Source organism: Klebsiella sp. CN_Kp113 (genome assembly GCF_040064585.1).
GTDB lineage: Bacteria > Pseudomonadota > Gammaproteobacteria > Enterobacterales > Enterobacteriaceae > Klebsiella > Klebsiella michiganensis.
The window spans coordinates 32024-50735 of record NZ_JBEAID010000069.1 but is presented as its reverse complement, the minus strand read 5'-3'; the positions used below and the strand labels follow the sequence as shown (position 1 = coordinate 50735).

Here is an 18712-nt window from a genome sequence, read left to right as displayed (position 1 = left end):
CGGCCGGTTTCCCGGCCGATTTTTTATTATCCGTCCAGCTCCGCCAGATCGCCCTTCTCCTGCAGCCAGTTACGCCGATCTTCAGAACGCTTCTTCGCTAACAGCATATCCATCATGGCGGTCGTCTGCTGCTCGTCTTCATCGTTGATAATCAGCTGTACCAGACGGCGGGTATTCGGATCCAGCGTGGTCTCGCGCAGCTGCATCGGGTTCATCTCACCCAGCCCTTTAAAGCGCTGCACGTTCGGCTTGCCTTTCTTGCGCTTAAGCTGCTCCAGCACGCCGGTTTTCTCTTCTTCTGTAAGCGCGTAATACACCTCTTTGCCGAGGTCGATACGGTACAGGGGCGGCAGCGCCACATAGACGTGACCCTGCTTAACCAGCGTGCGGAAGTGCCTGACGAACAGCGCGCACAGCAGCGTCGCGATGTGCAGGCCGTCGGAGTCGGCATCCGCCAGAATACAAATCTTGCCGTAGCGCAGCTGGCTCAGGTCGTCGCTATCCGGATCGATACCGATAGCGACGGAAATATCATGCACTTCCTGAGAAGCCAGCACCTCATCGGAAGAGACTTCCCAGGTGTTCAGGATTTTACCTTTCAGCGGCATGATCGCCTGATACTCGCGATCGCGCGCCTGCTTGGCCGATCCGCCCGCCGAATCCCCTTCCACAAGGAACAGTTCGGTTCGGTTCAAATCCTGGGCGGTACAGTCCGCCAGCTTACCGGGCAGCGCCGGACCGCTGGTCAGCTTTTTACGCACCACTTTCTTCGCCGCGCGCAGGCGACGCTGGGCGCTGGAAATCGCCATTTCCGCCAGCAGCTCTGCCGACTGAACGTTCTGGTTCAGCCACAGGCTGAAGGCATCTTTGACCACCCCTGAAACAAACGCGGCGCACTGACGTGAAGAGAGGCGCTCTTTCGTTTGCCCGGCAAACTGCGGGTCCTGCATCTTCACGGACAGGACGTAGGCGCAGCGCTCCCAGATATCTTCCGCCGACAGCTTCACGCCGCGCGGCAGAATATTGCGGTATTCGCAGAACTCGCGCATGGCGTCCAGCAGCCCCTGGCGCAGGCCGTTAACGTGGGTACCGCCCTGCATCGTCGGGATCAGGTTGACGTAGCTTTCGGTCAGCAGTTCACCGCCTTCCGGCAGCCACAGCAGCGCCCAGTCAACCGCTTCGGTATCGCCGGAGAAGGTGCCGACGAACGGTTTTTCCGGCAGCAGCGGCAGGCCGTTAACCGCTTCGCTAAGATAGTCGGTCAGACCATCGGCGTAGCACCAGCGCTGTTCGCTGTCGTTAACCAGATCGCGGAAAACAATCTCTACGCCCGGGCAGAGAACGGCCTTGGCCTTTAATAAATGAGAAAGGCGCGAGACGGAAAAACGCGGGCTATCGAAAAAGCTTTCGTCCGGCCAGAAGTGCACGCTGGTCCCGGTATTGCGCTTACCGCAGGTACCCGTCACGTGGAGATCTTCTACTTTATCGCCGTTTTCAAACGCGATGCTGTAGACCTGGCCGTCGCGGCGCACGTTCACCTCAACGCGTTTCGATAAGGCGTTGACCACCGAAATCCCTACGCCGTGCAGGCCGCCGGAGAACTGGTAGTTCTTATTGGAGAACTTCCCCCCGGCGTGCAGGCGGCAAAGAATCAGTTCAACTGCCGGAACCCCCTCTTCAGGGTGGATATCCACCGGCATTCCGCGTCCATCGTCGATAACTTCCAACGACTGATCGGCATGGAGAATCACCTCCACGCGTTTCGCGTGACCGGCCAGGGCCTCATCCACGCTGTTATCAATAACTTCCTGACCAAGATGGTTTGGACGTGTGGTATCAGTGTACATTCCCGGACGGCGGCGAACCGGCTCTAGCCCGGTGAGTACCTCAATGGCATCAGCGTTATATGAAGATTGCGTCATGGTGTGTATTCGTAGGTCGTTCCGAACCGCTCAGCGCAGGCCCAGAAAATCGATAATCTGAGTGAAATGATCTTCAAAGCCAACAAATGCGTGATTACCGCCCTCCTCTACCGTTTGTCGGCAGGAGGCGAAATAATCCACGGCCTGGCGGTAATCAAGCACTTCATCACCCGTTTGCTGCAATAACCAGATTAAATCCGGCGCTTCCAGCGGGTCAATTTGCATGACCTTGAGATCGTAAATATGGCGAGACTCTAGCACATATTGCTGCCCCGTGTATGGATTCTCATTGGGGCCAAGGAAATTGTTCAACAGCTCAAACGGGCGCACCGCGGGGTTCACTACCACGGCGGGCAGCATAAAGCACTGCGATAGCCAGGTCGCGTAATATCCCCCCAGCGACGACCCGACAACGCCCAGCGGTTCACCGCCATGCTCCAGCACGATAGACTCCAGATGCTCAGCCGCCTGCGCGGGATAAACCGGGAGCTCCGGTATCACCATCGAGATGTCAGGATAGGTCTGCGCCAGCCACGCTTTCAGCGCAGTCGCTTTTGCCGACCGAGGCGAGCTGTTAAAACCATGCAGATAGAGAAGCGTAGACATCAGTATCCTTCTGAAGCGATATCCGGGTGAAATTTCACGCCTTCGAGGCGGCAAACTTCAGTGGTCAATGTGCCGTCAGGATGCAGTTCCAGCCAGCGCCAGCCTGGGGAGACGGTATCGAGCGTGAAGTTCGCGCAGTGCGGCTTAAACTGCACGCAGGTGGATGGCGTGGCCATCATGCGCCGTCCGTTCCAGTCAAGGTCCAGCTCCTGGTGAATATGGCCGCAGAGCAGATGCTTAACGCGAGGAAAAGCGGCCAGCGCGCAATCAAGCGCCCCGGCATTGCGCAGGCTATGCTGATCCAGCCAGCTACAGCCTGACGGCATGGGATGATGGTGCAACAGCAGCAGCGTATAGCGCTGCGGAACTTCGGTCAGCTTCTGCTCAAGCCATTCCAGCTGGAAATCGCTCAGCTCGCCGTGCGGCACGCCGAACACCTGGCTATCCATCAGCAATACTTGCCAGTGGTCGCCCAGCAATACGCGTTTAGCGGGAGAGATGCCGGATTCCTGCAGCGTGCTGTACATTGCCGGTTGAAAATCATGATTACCCGGTAGCCAGACGCAGGGTGCAGTAAAACTCGCGATGCCTTCAGCAAAATGCTGGTAGGCCGCGGCAGAGTGATCTTGCGCCAAATCGCCTGTAGCAACGATCAGGTCGCACTCTCGCTGTGAGGCGTGGATCGCATCCAGTACGGCCTGATAGCTTTCCCAGGTATTGATACCTAACAGCGTTTCATGTTTTTCAGCAAACAGGTGAGTATCGGTAATTTGTAATATCCTGACTCTGGCCTCACCAGCCAAAGGTAGGTTTAACAGGCTTTCCAAATGGTGTCCTTAGGTTTCACGACGCTAACAAACCGGAATCGCCATCGCTCCATGTGCAAAACAGTATCGCAGCCAATCGGCCAGAAACTGATTAATTTGATGCTTTTCGTCGCGTTGATGCAACTTTTTATTAGGATAATCATACCGCGCTTTAAAGCGAAAGATCTGCTGACTTGAACACACTTCAGCGACCATTGCATCGTGATAGAGCCGTACCGTCATTGACGGCAGACTCCAGTAGCTCACCGACGGCGCCGTCTGTTCAATCGCCACTAACGTAGTGTAGCGGGTCGATTCGACGATGGTTAATCGGTATTGCGCGTTGCCCACCTGGTAACTCACCTTTTCTCCCGCTGCATCCGTTCGCGGCAACAGGCGGCGCAGCTGGGCAAAGTTGGTTTCACACAGGCGCATCATTTCAGGAAAGTCAGGCGTATAACGCTTCATTTTGTCCACTCGTTTCGTAAATTGTGATAATGCAGTTGCAGCCATTGCAGCGCGATGACAGAGGCTGCGTTGTCGATTTTCCCCTCTTCCACCCATCTGTAAGCCTGTTCCCGGCTCACCACATGAACGCGAATATCCTCGTTTTCGTCGGCCAGTCCATGAATTCCTTTTGCCGTCGTTGCATCGACTTCACCCACCATAATAGACAGCCTTTCGCTGGTGCCGCCGGGGCTGGCCAGGTAGCTGAGGACCGGTTTAACCCGGCCAACAATAAGCCCGGCCTCTTCCACCGCTTCACGACGGGCGACATCTTCAGGAGACTCGCCTTCTTCTATCATACCGGCGACCATTTCGAGCAGCCACGGGCTCGCGCTGGTATCATACGCCGCAATACGGATCTGCTCGACGAGCACAACTTCATCGCGTACCGGGTCAAAGGGTAGCAAGACTGCGGCGTGGCCGCGCTCAAAAATTTCGCGGGTCACTTCGCCGCTCATCCCACCGTTGAACAGGCGATGGCGAAAACGATATAAATCGAGCGAAAAAAAACCGCGATAAAGCGTTTCGCGTGCAATAATTTCTACATCGTTTTTAGAGAAGGTAATCCCCTGCTGATTGACGTCGCTCATTTCGATATCCTGTAGAACATGAAGTTATGAATTTATAGGCGGTGTGGCTACCGTTTTACGGCTCGTATGCTAGATTGGTGCAAATTACCGCCCCATGGCACATAACGCCAACTTTTTACGGTAACAGACTCTATACAATCAGTGATTATTTTTAGAATTTGAGTAGCGCTAAATGCTTCACAACAAGGAATGCAAATGAAGAAACTCTTTCCCATCCTTATCGGCCTGGGCCTGACTGGCTTCAGCGCCATGAGCCAGGCTGAAAACCTGCTGCAGGTTTATCAGCAGGCGCGTGTCAGCAACCCTGATCTGCGTAAATCAGCAGCCGATCGTGATGCCGCATTCGAGAAGATCAACGAAGCGCGTAGCCCGTTATTGCCACAGCTCGGTCTGGGTGCAGATTATACCTATACCAGCGGCTTCCGTGATGCTAAAGACCAGAATTCCGACGTCACCAGCGGATCGCTGCAGCTCACGCAGGTTCTGTTTGATATGTCGAAATGGCGTGCGCTGACGCTGCAGGAAAAGAACGCCGGCATTCAGGACGTCACCTATCAGACGGATCAGCAAACGCTGATTCTGAACACCGCGACGGCCTATTTTAAAGTGCTGGCCGCGATCGATACGCTCTCCTATACCGAAGCGCAGAAACAGGCTATTTACCGCCAGTTAGATCAGACCACCCAGCGCTTTAACGTTGGCCTGGTGGCGATTACTGACGTACAGAACGCCCGTTCGCAGTACGATGCCGTGCTGGCGAATGAAGTCACCGCGCGCAACGACCTCGATAACGCCGTAGAAGGGCTGCGCCAGGTGACCGGCAACTACTATCCGGAGCTGGCCTCGCTGAACGTTGATGGTTTTAAAACCACTAAACCATCGGCGGTGAACGCGCTGCTGAAAGAAGCGGAAAACCGCAACCTGTCGCTGCTGCAGGCCCGACTCAGCCAGGACCTGGCGCGCGAGCAAATTCGCCAGGCGCAGGATGGGCATCTGCCGACCCTGAATTTAAACGCGTCCAGTAGCGTATCTAATAACAGCTACAGTGGTTCTAAAAACACCACGCAGGACAGAGATATCGGGCAGAACCAAATCGGCCTGAACTTCTCCCTGCCGCTGTATCAGGGCGGGATGGTGAACTCCCAGGTTAAACAGGCGCAGTACAACTTTGTCGGCGCCAGCGAGCAGCTGGAAAGCGCGCATCGTAGCGTGGTGCAGACCGTTCGTTCCTCTTTTAACAACGTGAACGCGTCCATCAGCAGCATCAATGCCTACAAACAGGCCGTGGTGTCTGCCCAAAGTTCACTGGATGCCATGGAAGCCGGTTATTCAGTGGGTACGCGTACCATCGTCGATGTCCTGGACGCGACCACCACGCTGTATAACGCAAAACAGCAGCTGTCCAACGCGCGTTATAACTACCTGATTAACGAGCTGAACATCAAGTCCGCGCTCGGTACGCTGAACGAGCAGGACCTGGTTGCGCTGAACAACACGCTGGGTAAAGCGATTCCGACCTCGCCGGACAGCGTGGCGCCGGAAAATCCGCAGCAGGATGCCAGCGCTGACGGCTACAGCAACACCGCCGCGGCAAAACCGGCTTCCGCACGCAGCACCAGCGGCAGCAATCCGTTCCGCCAGTAATTAAGCTTGCGCACTCCACGCTTCGCTTACCCCGCGGGTAAGCGAAGCGTTAAACGTAAGGCAACGTAAAGATCCCCCGCTTTCCGCCCCTATTCGCTTCATTTTCCACCACTCATCCTCTATCCTGAGCGTTAACAAAACGCATACCACTGGGTCCAGGAAGACAAACATGAAACGGACAAAAAATATTAAACACGCCTCCTTCCGCAAAAGCTGGAGCGCTCGTCATTTAACTCCCGTTGCGCTCGCCGTGACGGCGGTATTTATGCTCGCCGGCTGTGAACAAAGCGATGAAACGGTTTCTCTGTATCAAAACGCCGATGACTGCTCTGCCGCTAACCCGAGCAAATCCGCAGAGTGCACCACCGCTTACAACAACGCACTCAAAGAAGCAGAACGTACCGCGCCGAAATACGCCTCTCGTGAAGATTGCGTCGCCGAATTCGGTGAAGGTCAGTGCCAGCAGGCGCCGGCTCAGGCAGGCATGGCTCCGGAAAACCAGGCCCAGGCGCAAAGCAGCGGCAGCTTCTGGATGCCGCTGATGGCGGGCTACATGATGGGCCGGATGATGGGCGGCGGAATGGGCGCTCAGCAGCCGCTGTTCAGCTCAAAAAACCCGGCCAGCCCGGCCTATGGTAAATACACCGACGCGGGCGGTAAGAGCTACGGCGCAGCGCAGCCGGGCCGTACCATGACCGTGCCGAAAACTGCGATGGCGCCAAAACCAGCCACCACCAGCACCGTGACGCGCGGCGGGTTTGGCGACTCGGTCGCTAAGCAATCAACCATGCAGCGTAGCTCAGCAAGCTCCTCTTCTTCACGCTCGATGGGCGGCTAAGCGACATGGAAAGAATCAGCATTACCGAGCGCCCGGACTGGCGCGAAAAGGCGACAGAATATGGCTTTAACTTTCACACCATGTATGGCGAGCCATACTGGAGCGAAGAAGCCTATTACAAACTGACGCTGGCGCAGGTTGAAAAGCTTGAAGAGGTCACCGCTGAGCTGCATCAGATGTGTCTGCAGGCGGTGGAAAAAGTCATCGCCAGCGATGAGTTAATGGCCAAATTTCGCATCCCCAAACACACCTGGGGCTTCGTACGCCAGTCGTGGAAAACCCATCAGCCCTCGCTGTATTCGCGTCTCGATCTCGCGTGGGACGGCGTGGGTGAACCGAAGCTGCTGGAGAACAACGCCGATACGCCAACGTCCCTCTATGAAGCGGCATTCTTCCAGTGGATCTGGATGGAAGATCAGCTGAACGCCGGTCAGCTGCCGGCGGGCAGCGATCAGTTCAACAGCCTGCAGGAGAAGCTGATCGATCGCTTTGGCGAGCTGCGCGAGCAGTTCGGCTTCCAGCTGCTGCATATGGCCTGCTGTCGCGATACCGTTGAAGACCGTGGTACCGTGCAATATTTACAGGACTGCGCCGCAGAAGCGGGCGTGGCGACCGAGTTCCTCTACATCGAAGATATTGGTCTCGGCGAAAAAGGCCAGTTTACCGACCTGCAGGATCAGGTGATTGGTAATCTGTTCAAGCTCTATCCATGGGAGTACATGCTGCGCGAGGTGTTCTCCACCAAGCTGGAAGATGCGGGCGTGCGCTGGCTGGAGCCGGCGTGGAAGAGCATTATCTCCAACAAAGCGCTGCTGCCGCTGCTGTGGGAGATGTTCCCCAACCATCCGAACCTGCTGGCCGCTTATTTCAGCGAAGATGCGCATCCGGAGCTGGAGAAGTACGTTATCAAACCGATCTTCTCCCGCGAAGGCGCTAACGTCTCTATCGTGGAGAATGGCAAAGTGCTGGAGGCGGTAGAAGGGCCGTACGGTGAAGAGGGCACCATCGTGCAGGCGTTCTATCCGTTGCCGAAGTTTGGCGACAGCTACACGCTCATCGGCAGCTGGCTGATTAACGACCAGCCGGCGGGAATTGGCATTCGCGAAGACCGGGCGCTGATCACTCAGGATCTGTCGCGCTTTTATCCGCACATTTTCGTCGAGTAACAGCAAACCCCGGCGGCATTGTTTACTGCCGGGGTTTATCTATTTTCAGGCGCCAATGACCACCGACAGCATGCTCAGGGAGCCCATTTCCATTCCTTCAACCGGGATCGTAATCGGCTCTTCACCGTCCCAGGCGCCCAGCACGTACAACAGCGGCAGAAAGTGATCGGCCGTCGGGTTCGATAAAGATCCGCCTTCATGCGCCAGGTAATTCACCAGCGGATGTTCCGCTACGGGACCTTTCCAGTCCAGGTTCGCCTTCACGTAGTCATTAAACGACGCCGCCCAGGGATAAGGTGTATTTTCGCCGTGCCAGCGTGCGGTACGCAGGTTATGCACCACGTTGCCGCTTGCCACCAGCATAATGCCCTCATCGCGCAGCTGAGCCAGCTTACGCCCCATTTCGAAATGCCATGCCGCGGGCTTCGTACTATCAATACTCAGCTGTACCATCGGAATATCGGCATCGGGATACATTTTAATCAACACGCCCCAGGAACCATGGTCAAAGCCCCAGGCTTCTTTATCCAGCGTCACCGGCACCGGCGCCAGCAGCTCGACCAGACGCTGGGCCAGCTCAGGCGAACCCGGCGCCGGATAATGCGTATCGTAGAGCGCCTGGGGAAAACCGCCAAAATCATGAATCGTTTTCGGCGCCTCCATCGCGGTCACTCCTGTACCGCGAGTGAACCAGTGCGCGGAGATCACCACAATGGCTTTAGGCCGCGCCAGCGTCTCGCCCAGATGCCGCCAGGCGCGAGTATAGATGTTATCTTCCAGCACGTTCATCGGGCTACCGTGACCTAAAAACAGCGCGGGCATGCGGGTACGGGACATAGTGATATCCTTTATTAAGAAAGTTGATGTATTTACATTACGCTCTTTCTATGGAGGATAAACTCAGATAAGCATGATGATGATCGTCAGAAAATTTGAATGTAAGCGGCGGTAAAGAGTGAATCCGCGCGCTCGCGATCGTCAATGGATCACGATACTCTTAATAAGAATCATTTTCATAAGGAGGTGAATGTTGTCCTCACCCGTCATTTTGACCCTGCTGGCAGGGAGCGCTACCTTTATTGGCGCCATTTTCGGCGTTATCGGGCAGAAACCCTCGAATCGCTTACTGGGGTTCTCGCTGGGATTCGCCGCCGGGATCATGCTGCTGATTTCGTTGATGGAGATGCTGCCCGCCGCGCTGGCTACCGAAGGCATGTCCCCCCTGCTCGGCTACGGCATGTTTATTATCGGCCTTCTGGGCTACTTTGCGCTTGACCGCATGCTGCCTCACGCCCACCCGCAGGATCTGATGTCTCCCGGCATTTCCCGCCCGCGTAACCTGCGCCGTACGGCGATTTTACTGACCTTAGGCATCAGCCTGCATAACTTCCCCGAGGGCATTGCGACCTTCGTGACGGCCAGCAATAATCTCGAGCTGGGCATGGGGGTCGCGTTAGCCGTTGCACTACACAACATCCCGGAAGGACTGGCGGTAGCCGGACCGGTATATGCCGCCACGGGCTCCAGAAGTAAAGCGGTGTTCTGGGCGGGTCTTTCCGGCATGGCGGAAATCTTCGGCGGCGTGCTGGCCTGGCTGGTGCTGGGCAGCGCGATATCCCCGGTGATGATGGGCGCCGTTATGGCCGCGGTTGCCGGTATCATGATTGCGCTGTCGGTTGATGAGCTTATGCCGCTGGCGAAAGAGCTCGATCCACAAAGCAACCCGAGCTATGGCGTGCTGTGCGGGATGTCAGTGATGGGATTAAGCCTGGTGGTTTTGCAAACGGTGGGCATTGGCTGAGTCAATGCCCCCATTATTTCACTTGTCAATTCATTACATGAATTCATCATTAATGATGAATTGAGAACAGGTATTAAATTTAACCTTTAGTCAATTAAGACCATGCGTAAATAGCCTTTTCACAGCATTCGCCCTCATTGCTTTGGCATTAATTTGACGTTAATTCTGCGGGTATCAAACGAAATTTATTCACATCAACAATCAATACAGGTAAAGCCACCGTCAAAAGAGATATTACATTGCGAAATATCCTAAAAAAAGCGCACTAAAATGCATACATTAAGGAAAACTGCGAGTTACCTTTAATTACAATTAACATGCGTAACAGTGAGCAGCATGATAGTTTTTACGCGTTGAATTAATATTAATTCAAGCAAACCCAATCCCATACCAGTTGTCGTAAACCTCATATTTAATATTGATCATCTATAAAGGACTATATTCCATGTTTAAAAAAACGCTGCTCGCTGTTGTCACTACCGCTGTTTTTTCTGCGACTGCTTTTAATGCCAGCGCTGAAGATCAGGGCCACGGTATTGTCACCTTCTCCGGTACCGTTATTACCGCCCCTTGCTCTGTGACACCGGAAAGCTCTCAGATTGATGTCGATCTCGGCCAGGTTGCCGATAGCGTACTGAACGGCGGCCAGTACTCTCAGCCTGCAGATTTCTCTATCAAACTGCGCGACTGTATTCTGAGCACAACGGATGATAAAGGCGTGAAAACGACAACGGATAAAGTGAACGTGACCTTCACTTCTGCCAACGTCGACAGCAATGACGCCAGCCTGATGGTAAATACCAAAGAAAGCAACTACGGCGGCGCTACCGGCGTTGGCGTACGTATTATGGACGCAGGTTACAACACCGTAACCCTGGGATCCGCAGTGCCGGTAGTGTTTACCGATACCAACCCGACTCAGAACCTGGACTTCCACGCCCGCATGGAATCTAAAGGTAAAAATGCAACCGAGGGTGATGTTTACGCTCAGGCAAACTACGTCCTGGCTTATAAATAATTATCGCTTTCGCTTAATTTTTATCGATTCAAGCCGGTGATGGATTCACCGGCTTTCCTGGTCTATTTTATTAAAAGAAACGGATTTTATGCGCACTATTATTCATAGCGGTTTAATGCCAGGAAAGTTATTCCTTTTAATAAAGCATACCCTTTGCTCAGTATGTTTTACCGCATCACTATCAATGCCGCTTTATGCAATAGAATTCAATACCGATATGATTGATGCTGAGGACAGGAAAAACATCGATCTCTCGCAATTTGAAAAAAAAGACTATATTCCTGTCGGCACCTATGTAGCACGCGTACAGATCAACAAAAATACCTTACCAAAAGCCTATCACCTGGAGTGGATAAAAGCTGATAACGAAAGCGGATCTCAGCTTTGCCTCACTAAAGAGCGCCTGGCAGAGTTCGGCTTTGCCGATGCGTTTATTGAACCGCTACAAATGTGGAATCAAAAAGGCTGTCTCGATCTCAGCCATCAGCCAGAGCTGATTATTCGTCTGGATAAAGCGAACATGGTACTGACGTTAACCGTACCCCAGGCATGGATGAAATATCAGGCTAAAAACTGGACGCCGCCGGAGTACTGGGACGACGGTATCGCTGGGCTTATGCTGGATTATAACCTTTACGCCAGCCAGTACACGCCGAGCCACGGCGACAGCAACCAGAGCGTCAACTCATATGGCACACTGGGTTTCAACCTCGGTGCATGGCGCTTACGTAGCGATTATCAGTACGATCAATCGTTTACTGAGCGGAAATCAACGGGTACCAGCAGCAGCCTGCCGCGTACCTATTTATTCCGCCCGATTCCGTCCCTGACGTCAAAATTCACGATGGGCCAGTACGACCTGAGCTCAGGCCTCTACGATACTTTTCACTTTACCGGCGCCTCTCTGGAAAGTGATGAACAAATGCTGCCGCCAGATTTACGCGGCTATGCGCCGCAAATAAGCGGCATCGCGCAGACCAACGCTAAAGTCACCGTTACGCAAAACAGCCGCACGCTCTATCAAACGACCGTCTCCCCCGGGCCATTCACCATCGCCGATCTGGGCACAACCTTGCAGGGGCAGCTGGATGTAACGATCGAGGAAGAAGACGGACGCAAAAGTACGTTCCAGGTTGGTTCCGCCTCTATCCCTTACCTGACGCGTAAAGGGCAGGTACGTTATAAAAGTTCAGTGGGTAAACCCACATCAACGACCCACAATGATGTGAATAACCCCCTTTTCTGGACCGGGGAGGCTTCCTGGGGCTGGTTGAGTGATGTTTCTCTCTACGGCGGCGCTATCGTCACCGCCGATGACTATCAGGCGGCAACCGGTGGGGTTGGCTTTAACCTTAACCGTTTTGGCTCATTCTCCCTTGATATTACCCGCGCCGAGGCTAATCTACGTAATGACGATCAAGGTAAACAGCGCGGCTTCAGCTATCGCGCTAACTATGCCAAACGTTTTGAAGAAACAAACAGTCAGGTAACCTTCGCGGGTTACCGGTTCTCAGATAAAGAGTACGTCACGATGAGCGAATATATCAGCTCGCGCGATGGCTCCGACTCCAGCTCCAATGAGAAAGAGAGCTATGTGCTCTCCTTTAATCAGTTCGTTGCGCCGCTGGAGCTAAATACCTATCTGAGTGTCACACGTAATACCTACTGGAACAGTGAAACCAATACGAACTACTCGTTTTCTCTGAGCCGGAGCTTTGATATTGGTGCGTTTAAAAATATTTCAGCTTCATTGGCGATGAGCCGCGTGCGCTGGAATGATGATGAAGAGAATCAATATTACTTTTCACTCACCCTGCCGCTGGAAAATAATCGCAATATTATGTACAGCCTGCAGCGCTATGGCGACGACGCAACGACGCAAACGGCAACCTGGTACGATGGTTCAGATCGTAATAACCCGTGGAATATGTCCGTTTCAGGCACAGATAAAGAGTTTGGCGATGGCGAAGCGGCCATGCGCGGATACTATCAGCACTATTCACCCTATGGCCGGTTGAATGTAAACGGTAGCGTGAAGCCAAGCAGCTATCGCTCGCTCAGCGCTGGCTGGAACGGCTCGTTCACGGCAACCCGTTACGGTGCGGCATTACATGATTACAACACTGGCAACAGTTCTCGCGTCATGGTGGATGCGGATGGAATAGCCGGTGTTGAGGTAAACAATCATCGTAGTATGACCAATATGTTTGGTATTTCCGTGGTTCCGTCAGTGGGTAACTACACAACGGCGATGGTGATGGTGAACAACAACAACCTGCCGGATGGCGTGGATGTAACCAACTCGGTAATCCGCACCACGCTGACCGAAGGCGCTATTGGCTATATGCCCCTGAGCGCGACCAAAGGCTATCAGATCATCGGCGTCATCCGCCAGGAAGACGGACGCTATCCACCGCTGGGCGTGACCGTAACCGACAAAGCAACCGGTCGCGATATAGGTTTAGTCGCTGATGACGGCTTTGTATACCTGAGCGGAATACAGGAAAACAGCATCCTGACGCTAAAATGGAACGACAACGTGTGTGATTTGACACCGCCTAACCATAGCAATCTCGATGGTCAGGCCATTATTTTACCATGTAAGCCCGCACATTAATTCAGGATGAATGATGATGAAAATTAAGACATTTGCGAAAGGACTATTCTGTTTGTTGAGTACCAGCTTTGCGGTAAATGCCGCCGTGTCGCCCGACAGAACCCGCATTATTCTTAACCAGTCGGATAAGAGCGTCTCCGTGCGCTTGACCAACCAGAGCACAACGGCCCCTTTCCTTGCCCAATCATGGATTGAGGATAAGGATAATAAAAAATCCCGAAACTATATTACTGCTGTTCCGCCAATGGTGCGCCTCGAGGCGGGTGAGCAAGTACAGGTTCGCCTGATTCCTCAGCCAACGTTGACGCAGCTTCCGGCGGACAGGGAATCGCTGTTTTATTTCAACGTGCGCGAAATTCCGCCGCGCTCGGAACAGAAAAACGTCATGCAAATTGCCATGCAGAGCCGCATTAAAATTTTCTGGCGACCAAAGGCAGTCGAAGTGAAGAACGGGCAGGTGAATCTGACCGGTAAATTCGATATTAGCCGAACGGCCAGCGGGTTAACGTTAAAGAACAACTCCCCCTACTTTATCACCGTGGGTTATATCGGCACGAATGGCAAAACGCTGCTGCCAAAAACATCCAGCATGATGGCTGAACCGTTTGGCCTGGCGTCGCAGGAGATTAAAGACCTGCCGGCTAATTTCCAGGTAGGCTTTATTGGCGATTACGGCGGCCTGAATATGTTTAAAGTCAGCTGTAATTCTGTACAAGTGGTCTGTCAGTCTGAACCGGTGAAAAAGGGATAATAATGAAAAGACTACTAAGTTTTTTAACGTTATTAATCAGCCTGTTTTCTGTGCCATCATGGGCAGTAAATTGCTATCAAAATAACGAAGGAGGAGCGCTTTCTTACATTGCTACACTTCCTTCCTTTACCATTCCTAACGACATTACGCCTGGCAAGAAAATTTGGGAAAGTTCCGACATTAATATTACCGTGTACTGCGATAAAGCCTCCCACTGGAGTCGCGCTGCCCCAACGGAAGAGCTTTATGCCTGGATAAAACTCTCGGCGTTTAATAGCAGTGAGGTACTCAATAATCCTTATTTTACTTTTGGCGTAACATACGATGGTGTCGATTACGAAGGCATTAATCAAGGCATCAAGACAGGCGCCTGTCTGGATAGAATAGATCAGAAACCGCTGCCAAATATCTATCATGACCCGGTATGTAATGGTTCGGTACTGCAAAAAAATGTATCCTTTAACGCCCGCTTCCGCCTGTATATTAAAGTTAAAGCGATTCCTCCCGATAGCTCAACAGTCTATAATTTTGGTGACATTAACGTACTGCAATTTGATGGCGAAGGGGGAGCAAACCTGCTCAGTGATGCCAAAAATTTACGTTATTATATTACTGGATTAGATAACGTGCGGTTTTTGACCTGTACAGCTTCCGTTAAGCTTTTCCCTGAAAGTCAGACAGTGGATTTTGGCGTCATTCATGCTTATAAAACCGACATGCCAGCGCTGAAAAAAACGTTCAGCCTCTCCACCATCCGGGATCAGGCGGCAGGCTGTACTGAACAATTCGATATCACGACCAGCTTCTATACTAATGATACCCTATACGATATTACTCATTTGGATATGAATAATGGCTTTCTATTGAATATCTATGATAGCACGGCTAGTACTAACGTTATATTCAACCAATATATGCCATTCGCTACCTATATTCCGGGACGACCATCAACCGTCACGCATAACTATATTGCTGAGCTGACCCAAAATCCCTCCGTCTCAGTCAAGGATGGCCCTTTTAGCAAAGATGTGATTATAAAGATTAACTATCAGTAGCTTTCTTTTGGAGCTATTCAACAATAAAGCCGGGATATCCCGGCTTTCTCATTTTTTAGCGCAACTTTTAGCGCAACGACTGCAATCAGCTGGCTTTACGCTCGTGTTCGCGACGGTAGGCCACTAAATCTTCAATCGTGACCACTTCCATATTGTGCTGCTGAGCAAACTCGATGCACTGCGGCGCACGCGCCATAGAGCCGTCGTCGTTGGTCAGTTCACACAGTACGCCCGCCGGTTTGAGGCCAGCCAGCGTGACCAGATCGATGGTTGCTTCAGTATGGCCGCCGCGGGTCAGAACCCCGCCCGGCTGCGCGCGCAGCGGGAAAACGTGTCCAGGGCGGTTCAGGTCGGACGGCTTCGCGCCATCGGCAATTGCCGCGCGCACGGTGGTCACGCGGTCAGCGGCGGAAACGCCGGTGGTCACGCCTTCAGCGGCTTCGATGGTCACGGTAAAACCGGTACCGTAGGCGCTGGTGTTGTTCTCAACCATCATTGGCAGGTCGAGCTGTTTACGGCGATCTTCCGTCAGGCACAGGCAGACAATGCCGCTGCCATGGCGAATGGTCAGCGCCATCTGCTCAACGGTCATGGTTTCAGCGGCGAAAATCATATCGCCTTCGTTTTCACGGTCTTCATCGTCAAGCACCATCACACCGCGGCCTTCGCGCAGTGCATCCAGAGCACGTTCTACACGTTCAAAAGCGGTACCAAAAGAGGAAAGTAGCGTCTGATTCATGGTAAAAAAAACCTCATTAATTGTATGGTTACCAGAATCAGGGCAGTCTTAGGAGCGCCGGTTTAGCGGCAAAAGTCAACGCAAGCGGGTACAAACCCGGCTGAGCCGTTACTCTCTCCCATCCGGACTCTAACCGTCGGCCCCGGAATTACACCGGATCTGCTGACCTTTCTGCATTCGCAGAAAGCGCTCGCGGGCTTTCAACGCTATGGTTGATTTACCGCCGGTGGGGAATTTCGCCCCGCCCTGAGAATAAGCAAAGCAACTATAACGCTATTGACTATCGTCGGCAATGCATAAGCTTCAAACATTTATGGTTTATAGGCGCCGACGATCGCACTACAATGAGCGGATAACCGACCAGAGCAGGAAACCACCATGATTGACCCGAAAAAAATTGAACAAATCGCCCGTCAGGTTCATGAATCAATGCCGAAGGGGCTCCGCGATCTGGGGGAAGACGTGGAGAAAAAAATCCGTCAGGTGCTCCAGTCGCAGTTAACTCGCCTGGACCTGGTAAGCCGCGAAGAGTTCGACGTGCAGACGCAGGTGCTGTTGCGCACGCGTGAAAAGCTGGCGCTTCTGGAGCAGCGTCTTAACGATCTGGAAAACCGTTCGCCGAGCGCGCCGGCAGCGCCGGACGTCGAAGAGAAGCCGTAAAACAAGCAACGGGCCGTCAGGCCCGTTGTCGTATCTGTACTGCGGTAAGTAGATTAGTGCTCCAGCTCCGCTTCTGGCGTCATGGTTTTATTCGCCTGGCGGCAGTAAAGTTCATAGCGTTGACAAAACCATTCGCGATGCGCTTCATCCATATTACCAACAATGGCCTGAAGATCGACGGGCTGACCTTGTGCGTTCATTCTGGCGAAGCTCTGGGCCAGAAAATCAAAATTCTTCATTAAATACATATCGTTTTTCTTCATACGCATACTCCTTCAGCCGTTGGTGTTCTGATTGGTCATATGCTTTTTACTGACTTCAGTATTTATCCTTACCTTAGCTTTTTTTGTACGAAAAATGCGCCTCAAATGGCGATTTGTTGAGCCAAATCATTTATGCCGTCATTAAATAAAAAGAGGCCCGCGATTAGGCGATCGCGGGCCTCTTTTGTCCTGTTTTGCAGCGTTATCGCCGGTTACGCCTCGGTTAGCGCGATAATTCCGGACATACCGCCGCTACGGTGCGAAGAGAAAACATTACTGTTTGTTATCTTTCTGGATCTTCTTGATGATGTTGGTCGTCGAGCAGCCATCTTCAAAGTTGAGCACCAGCACCTCGCCGCCGTTTGCCCAGACTTCTTCGCTACCGGCGATCTGTTCCGGCTTATAGTCGCCGCCTTTTACCAGCAGGTCCGGCAGAATTCCGGCAATCAGACGCTGCGGGGTATCCTCTTCAAAAGAGACCACCCAATCGACGGCTTCCAGCGCGCCCAGCACGATCATCCGCTGATCCAGCGGGTTGACCGGGCGAGAGTCGCCTTTCAGACGCCGGGTTGACGCGTCGCTGTTCACCGCAACGATCAGCCGATCGCCCAGCTTGCGCGCGTTAGCCAGGTAGGAAACATGGCCCGCGTGTAAAATGTCGAACACGCCGTTGGTCATCACCACTTTCTCGCCGCGCTTGCGCGCCGCGGCAACCGCCAGCTTCAGCTCTTCTTCGCTCATCACGCCAAAACCGGTCTCGGAGCGCCCGCGCACCGCGTTCTCCAGTTCGATAGGCGAAACGGTAGAGGTACCGAGTTTACCGACCACGACGCCCGCCGCCGCGTTGGCAAAGTAGCAGGCCTCTTCCAGAGTATTGCCGGAGGCCAGCGTCGCCGCCAGCACGCCGATGACCGTATCACCCGCACCGGTAACATCATAGACTTCCTGGGCCTGAGTGGGCATATGCAGCGGCGGTCGCCCCGGCTGCAGCAGCGTCATCCCCTGCTCGGAACGGGTCACCAGCAGCGCCGAGAGGTCAAAATCGGCGATGATTTTCATCCCGCGCTCAACGATCTCTTCTTCATCCTTACATTTACCCGCGACCGCCTCAAACTCTGAGAGGTTAGGCGTCAGCAGGGTGGCGCCGCGATAGCGTTCAAAATCCGTACCCTTCGGGTCGATAAGCACCGGGACGCCCGCGTCGCGAGCCAGCTTAATCATGGTCTGGACGCTGGTCAGCGCGCCTTTGGCGTAATCAGACAGCACCAGCGCGCCAATGGAGCTCAGCGCCTGCTGAATACGCTCGTGCATCGGCTGCGGATCGACGCCGGAGAAACCCTCTTCAAAATCGAGACGAATCAGCTGCTGGTTGCGCGACAGCACGCGCAGTTTGGTAATCGTCGGATGGGTCGGGACGGACACAAAGTCGCACTTCACGTTGACGTCGGCCAGCGCCTTGCTTAACGCGCGGGCGGCATCGTCAATCCCGGTCAGGCCAACCAGACGAGAGGTCGCGCCGAGCGACGCAATGTTCATCGCCACGTTTGCCGCGCCGCCAGGACGTTCTTCGATATTTTCCACCTTCACCACCGGCACCGGCGCTTCCGGCGAAATACGGCTGGTGGGACCATACCAGTAGCGGTCCAGCATCACATCGCCAACCACCAACACTCCTGCACGTTCAAACTCTGGCAGCGTTACTTTCATTCCTCTCTCCTGCGAGACGCAA

Annotated in this window: 18 protein-coding genes and 1 riboswitch; of the genes, 9 read left to right on the top strand and 9 right to left on the bottom strand. The window is 53.5% G+C overall.

Annotated elements, in window-relative coordinates; translation table 11 throughout:
• Positions 1 to 26 precede the first annotated feature (26 nt).
• From parE to nudF, 5 genes are read right to left on the bottom strand one after another with little or no spacing between them, the layout of a single operon-like run.
• On the bottom strand, positions 27 to 1922 hold the full coding sequence (gene parE / locus ABLV30_RS27240) for a DNA topoisomerase IV subunit B (RefSeq protein WP_004854242.1): 1896 nt from the start codon (positions 1920 to 1922) through the stop codon (positions 27 to 29).
• Between the two features lie 30 nt (positions 1923 to 1952).
• The gene (gene yqiA, locus ABLV30_RS27235; protein ID WP_004854243.1) at positions 1953 to 2528 is read right to left on the bottom strand and encodes an esterase YqiA; all 576 of its coding nucleotides are present in this window, start codon (positions 2526 to 2528) and stop codon (positions 1953 to 1955) included.
• The gene (cpdA, locus tag ABLV30_RS27230) at positions 2528 to 3355 is read right to left on the bottom strand and encodes a 3',5'-cyclic-AMP phosphodiesterase (RefSeq protein ID WP_004854245.1); all 828 of its coding nucleotides are present in this window, start codon (positions 3353 to 3355) and stop codon (positions 2528 to 2530) included. Before cpdA ends, yqiA begins: the two co-directional genes overlap by 1 nt.
• A 24-nt stretch (positions 3356 to 3379) precedes the next feature.
• Positions 3380 to 3802 (bottom strand): DUF1249 family protein, encoded by a 423-nt coding sequence (locus tag ABLV30_RS27225; protein WP_004854247.1) that lies wholly within the window; start codon positions 3800 to 3802, stop codon positions 3380 to 3382.
• On the bottom strand, positions 3799 to 4431 hold the full coding sequence (gene nudF / locus ABLV30_RS27220; RefSeq protein WP_004854249.1) for an ADP-ribose diphosphatase: 633 nt from the start codon (positions 4429 to 4431) through the stop codon (positions 3799 to 3801). Before nudF ends, ABLV30_RS27225 begins: the two co-directional genes overlap by 4 nt.
• 195 nt (positions 4432 to 4626) lie before the next feature.
• On the opposite strand from nudF, the gene tolC reads away from it, so the two are divergent.
• The 3 genes from tolC (at position 4627) to ABLV30_RS27205 (ending at position 8079) form a co-directional block, all read left to right on the top strand.
• A complete protein-coding gene (tolC, locus tag ABLV30_RS27215) occupies positions 4627 to 6075 on the top strand; it encodes an outer membrane channel protein TolC (protein WP_004854252.1) in 1449 nt (482 codons plus the stop codon).
• Between the two features lie 169 nt (positions 6076 to 6244).
• Positions 6245 to 6913: a DUF1190 family protein gene (locus ABLV30_RS27210; RefSeq protein WP_004125303.1), complete on the top strand. Its 669-nt coding sequence runs from the start codon at positions 6245 to 6247 to the stop codon at positions 6911 to 6913.
• A 5-nt stretch (positions 6914 to 6918) separates the two neighbouring features.
• Positions 6919 to 8079 (top strand): glutathionylspermidine synthase family protein, encoded by a 1161-nt coding sequence (locus tag ABLV30_RS27205; RefSeq protein ID WP_025105920.1) that lies wholly within the window; start codon positions 6919 to 6921, stop codon positions 8077 to 8079.
• A 45-nt stretch (positions 8080 to 8124) separates the two neighbouring features.
• On the opposite strand, the gene ygiD is transcribed toward ABLV30_RS27205, so the two are convergent.
• The gene (gene ygiD / locus ABLV30_RS27200) at positions 8125 to 8916 is read right to left on the bottom strand and encodes a 4,5-DOPA dioxygenase extradiol (RefSeq protein ID WP_014226877.1); all 792 of its coding nucleotides are present in this window, start codon (positions 8914 to 8916) and stop codon (positions 8125 to 8127) included.
• A 193-nt stretch (positions 8917 to 9109) separates the two neighbouring features.
• Between ygiD and zupT the strand changes: the two genes are divergently transcribed.
• The 5 genes from zupT (at position 9110) to ABLV30_RS27175 (ending at position 15321) form a co-directional block, all read left to right on the top strand.
• Positions 9110 to 9880: a zinc transporter ZupT gene (zupT, locus tag ABLV30_RS27195; RefSeq protein ID WP_025105919.1), complete on the top strand. Its 771-nt coding sequence runs from the start codon at positions 9110 to 9112 to the stop codon at positions 9878 to 9880.
• A gap of 445 nt (positions 9881 to 10325) precedes the next feature.
• Complete coding sequence (locus ABLV30_RS27190) at positions 10326 to 10898, top strand: fimbrial-like protein (protein ID WP_032751300.1); 573 nt, start codon at positions 10326 to 10328, stop codon at positions 10896 to 10898.
• 184 nt (positions 10899 to 11082) lie between these two features.
• The gene (locus ABLV30_RS27185) at positions 11083 to 13515 is read left to right on the top strand and encodes a fimbria/pilus outer membrane usher protein (protein WP_265801095.1); all 2433 of its coding nucleotides are present in this window, start codon (positions 11083 to 11085) and stop codon (positions 13513 to 13515) included.
• A gap of 13 nt (positions 13516 to 13528) precedes the next feature.
• On the top strand, positions 13529 to 14266 hold the full coding sequence (locus ABLV30_RS27180) for a molecular chaperone (RefSeq protein ID WP_032751302.1): 738 nt from the start codon (positions 13529 to 13531) through the stop codon (positions 14264 to 14266).
• A 2-nt stretch (positions 14267 to 14268) separates the two neighbouring features.
• Entirely contained in the window at positions 14269 to 15321 is a 1053-nt protein-coding gene (locus ABLV30_RS27175) for a pilus assembly protein (RefSeq protein ID WP_025105915.1), read from the top strand.
• An 85-nt stretch (positions 15322 to 15406) separates the two neighbouring features.
• Here the strand turns inward: ABLV30_RS27175 and ribB are convergent, their stop codons facing one another.
• Positions 15407 to 16060 (bottom strand): 3,4-dihydroxy-2-butanone-4-phosphate synthase, encoded by a 654-nt coding sequence (gene ribB / locus ABLV30_RS27170; RefSeq protein WP_004854262.1) that lies wholly within the window; start codon positions 16058 to 16060, stop codon positions 15407 to 15409.
• A gap of 106 nt (positions 16061 to 16166) precedes the next feature.
• Positions 16167 to 16318: riboswitch (FMN riboswitch) on the bottom strand.
• A 120-nt stretch (positions 16319 to 16438) separates the two neighbouring features.
• Between ribB and ubiK the strand changes: the two genes are divergently transcribed.
• Positions 16439 to 16720 carry a ubiquinone biosynthesis accessory factor UbiK gene (gene ubiK, locus ABLV30_RS27165; RefSeq protein ID WP_004854265.1) on the top strand — a complete coding sequence of 94 codons (282 nt, stop codon included), beginning with the start codon at positions 16439 to 16441 and terminating at the stop codon, positions 16718 to 16720.
• Between the two features lie 53 nt (positions 16721 to 16773).
• On the opposite strand, the gene glgS is transcribed toward ubiK, so the two are convergent.
• On the bottom strand, positions 16774 to 16983 hold the full coding sequence (glgS, locus tag ABLV30_RS27160) for a cell surface composition regulator GlgS (RefSeq protein ID WP_004854266.1): 210 nt from the start codon (positions 16981 to 16983) through the stop codon (positions 16774 to 16776).
• Positions 16984 to 17256: 273 nt separating this feature from the next.
• On the bottom strand, positions 17257 to 18690 hold the full coding sequence (gene hldE, locus ABLV30_RS27155) for a bifunctional D-glycero-beta-D-manno-heptose-7-phosphate kinase/D-glycero-beta-D-manno-heptose 1-phosphate adenylyltransferase HldE (protein WP_014226884.1): 1434 nt from the start codon (positions 18688 to 18690) through the stop codon (positions 17257 to 17259).
• Between the last annotated feature and the right edge of the window lie 22 nt (positions 18691 to 18712).

Excerpts from the sequence above, each read along its gene's own strand:
- parE (WP_004854242.1), bottom strand. The coding sequence starts at position 1,922 with ATGACGCAATCTTCATATAACGCTGATGCCATTGAGGTACTCACCGGG.
- yqiA (WP_004854243.1), bottom strand. The coding sequence starts at position 2,528 with ATGTCTACGCTTCTCTATCTGCATGGTTTTAACAGCTCGCCTCGGTCG.
- ABLV30_RS27225 (WP_004854247.1), bottom strand. The coding sequence starts at position 3,802 with ATGAAGCGTTATACGCCTGACTTTCCTGAAATGATGCGCCTGTGTGAA.
- nudF (WP_004854249.1), bottom strand. The coding sequence starts at position 4,431 with ATGAGCGACGTCAATCAGCAGGGGATTACCTTCTCTAAAAACGATGTA.
- tolC (WP_004854252.1), top strand. The coding sequence starts at position 4,627 with ATGAAGAAACTCTTTCCCATCCTTATCGGCCTGGGCCTGACTGGCTTC.
- ABLV30_RS27210 (WP_004125303.1), top strand. The coding sequence starts at position 6,245 with ATGAAACGGACAAAAAATATTAAACACGCCTCCTTCCGCAAAAGCTGG.
- ABLV30_RS27205 (WP_025105920.1), top strand. The coding sequence starts at position 6,919 with ATGGAAAGAATCAGCATTACCGAGCGCCCGGACTGGCGCGAAAAGGCG.
- ygiD (WP_014226877.1), bottom strand. The coding sequence starts at position 8,916 with ATGTCCCGTACCCGCATGCCCGCGCTGTTTTTAGGTCACGGTAGCCCG.
- ABLV30_RS27190 (WP_032751300.1), top strand. The coding sequence starts at position 10,326 with ATGTTTAAAAAAACGCTGCTCGCTGTTGTCACTACCGCTGTTTTTTCT.
- ABLV30_RS27185 (WP_265801095.1), top strand. The coding sequence starts at position 11,083 with ATGCCGCTTTATGCAATAGAATTCAATACCGATATGATTGATGCTGAG.
- ABLV30_RS27180 (WP_032751302.1), top strand. The coding sequence starts at position 13,529 with ATGATGAAAATTAAGACATTTGCGAAAGGACTATTCTGTTTGTTGAGT.
- ABLV30_RS27175 (WP_025105915.1), top strand. The coding sequence starts at position 14,269 with ATGAAAAGACTACTAAGTTTTTTAACGTTATTAATCAGCCTGTTTTCT.
- ribB (WP_004854262.1), bottom strand. The coding sequence starts at position 16,060 with ATGAATCAGACGCTACTTTCCTCTTTTGGTACCGCTTTTGAACGTGTA.
- ubiK (WP_004854265.1), top strand. The coding sequence starts at position 16,439 with ATGATTGACCCGAAAAAAATTGAACAAATCGCCCGTCAGGTTCATGAA.
- glgS (WP_004854266.1), bottom strand. The coding sequence starts at position 16,983 with ATGAAGAAAAACGATATGTATTTAATGAAGAATTTTGATTTTCTGGCC.
- hldE (WP_014226884.1), bottom strand. The coding sequence starts at position 18,690 with ATGAAAGTAACGCTGCCAGAGTTTGAACGTGCAGGAGTGTTGGTGGTT.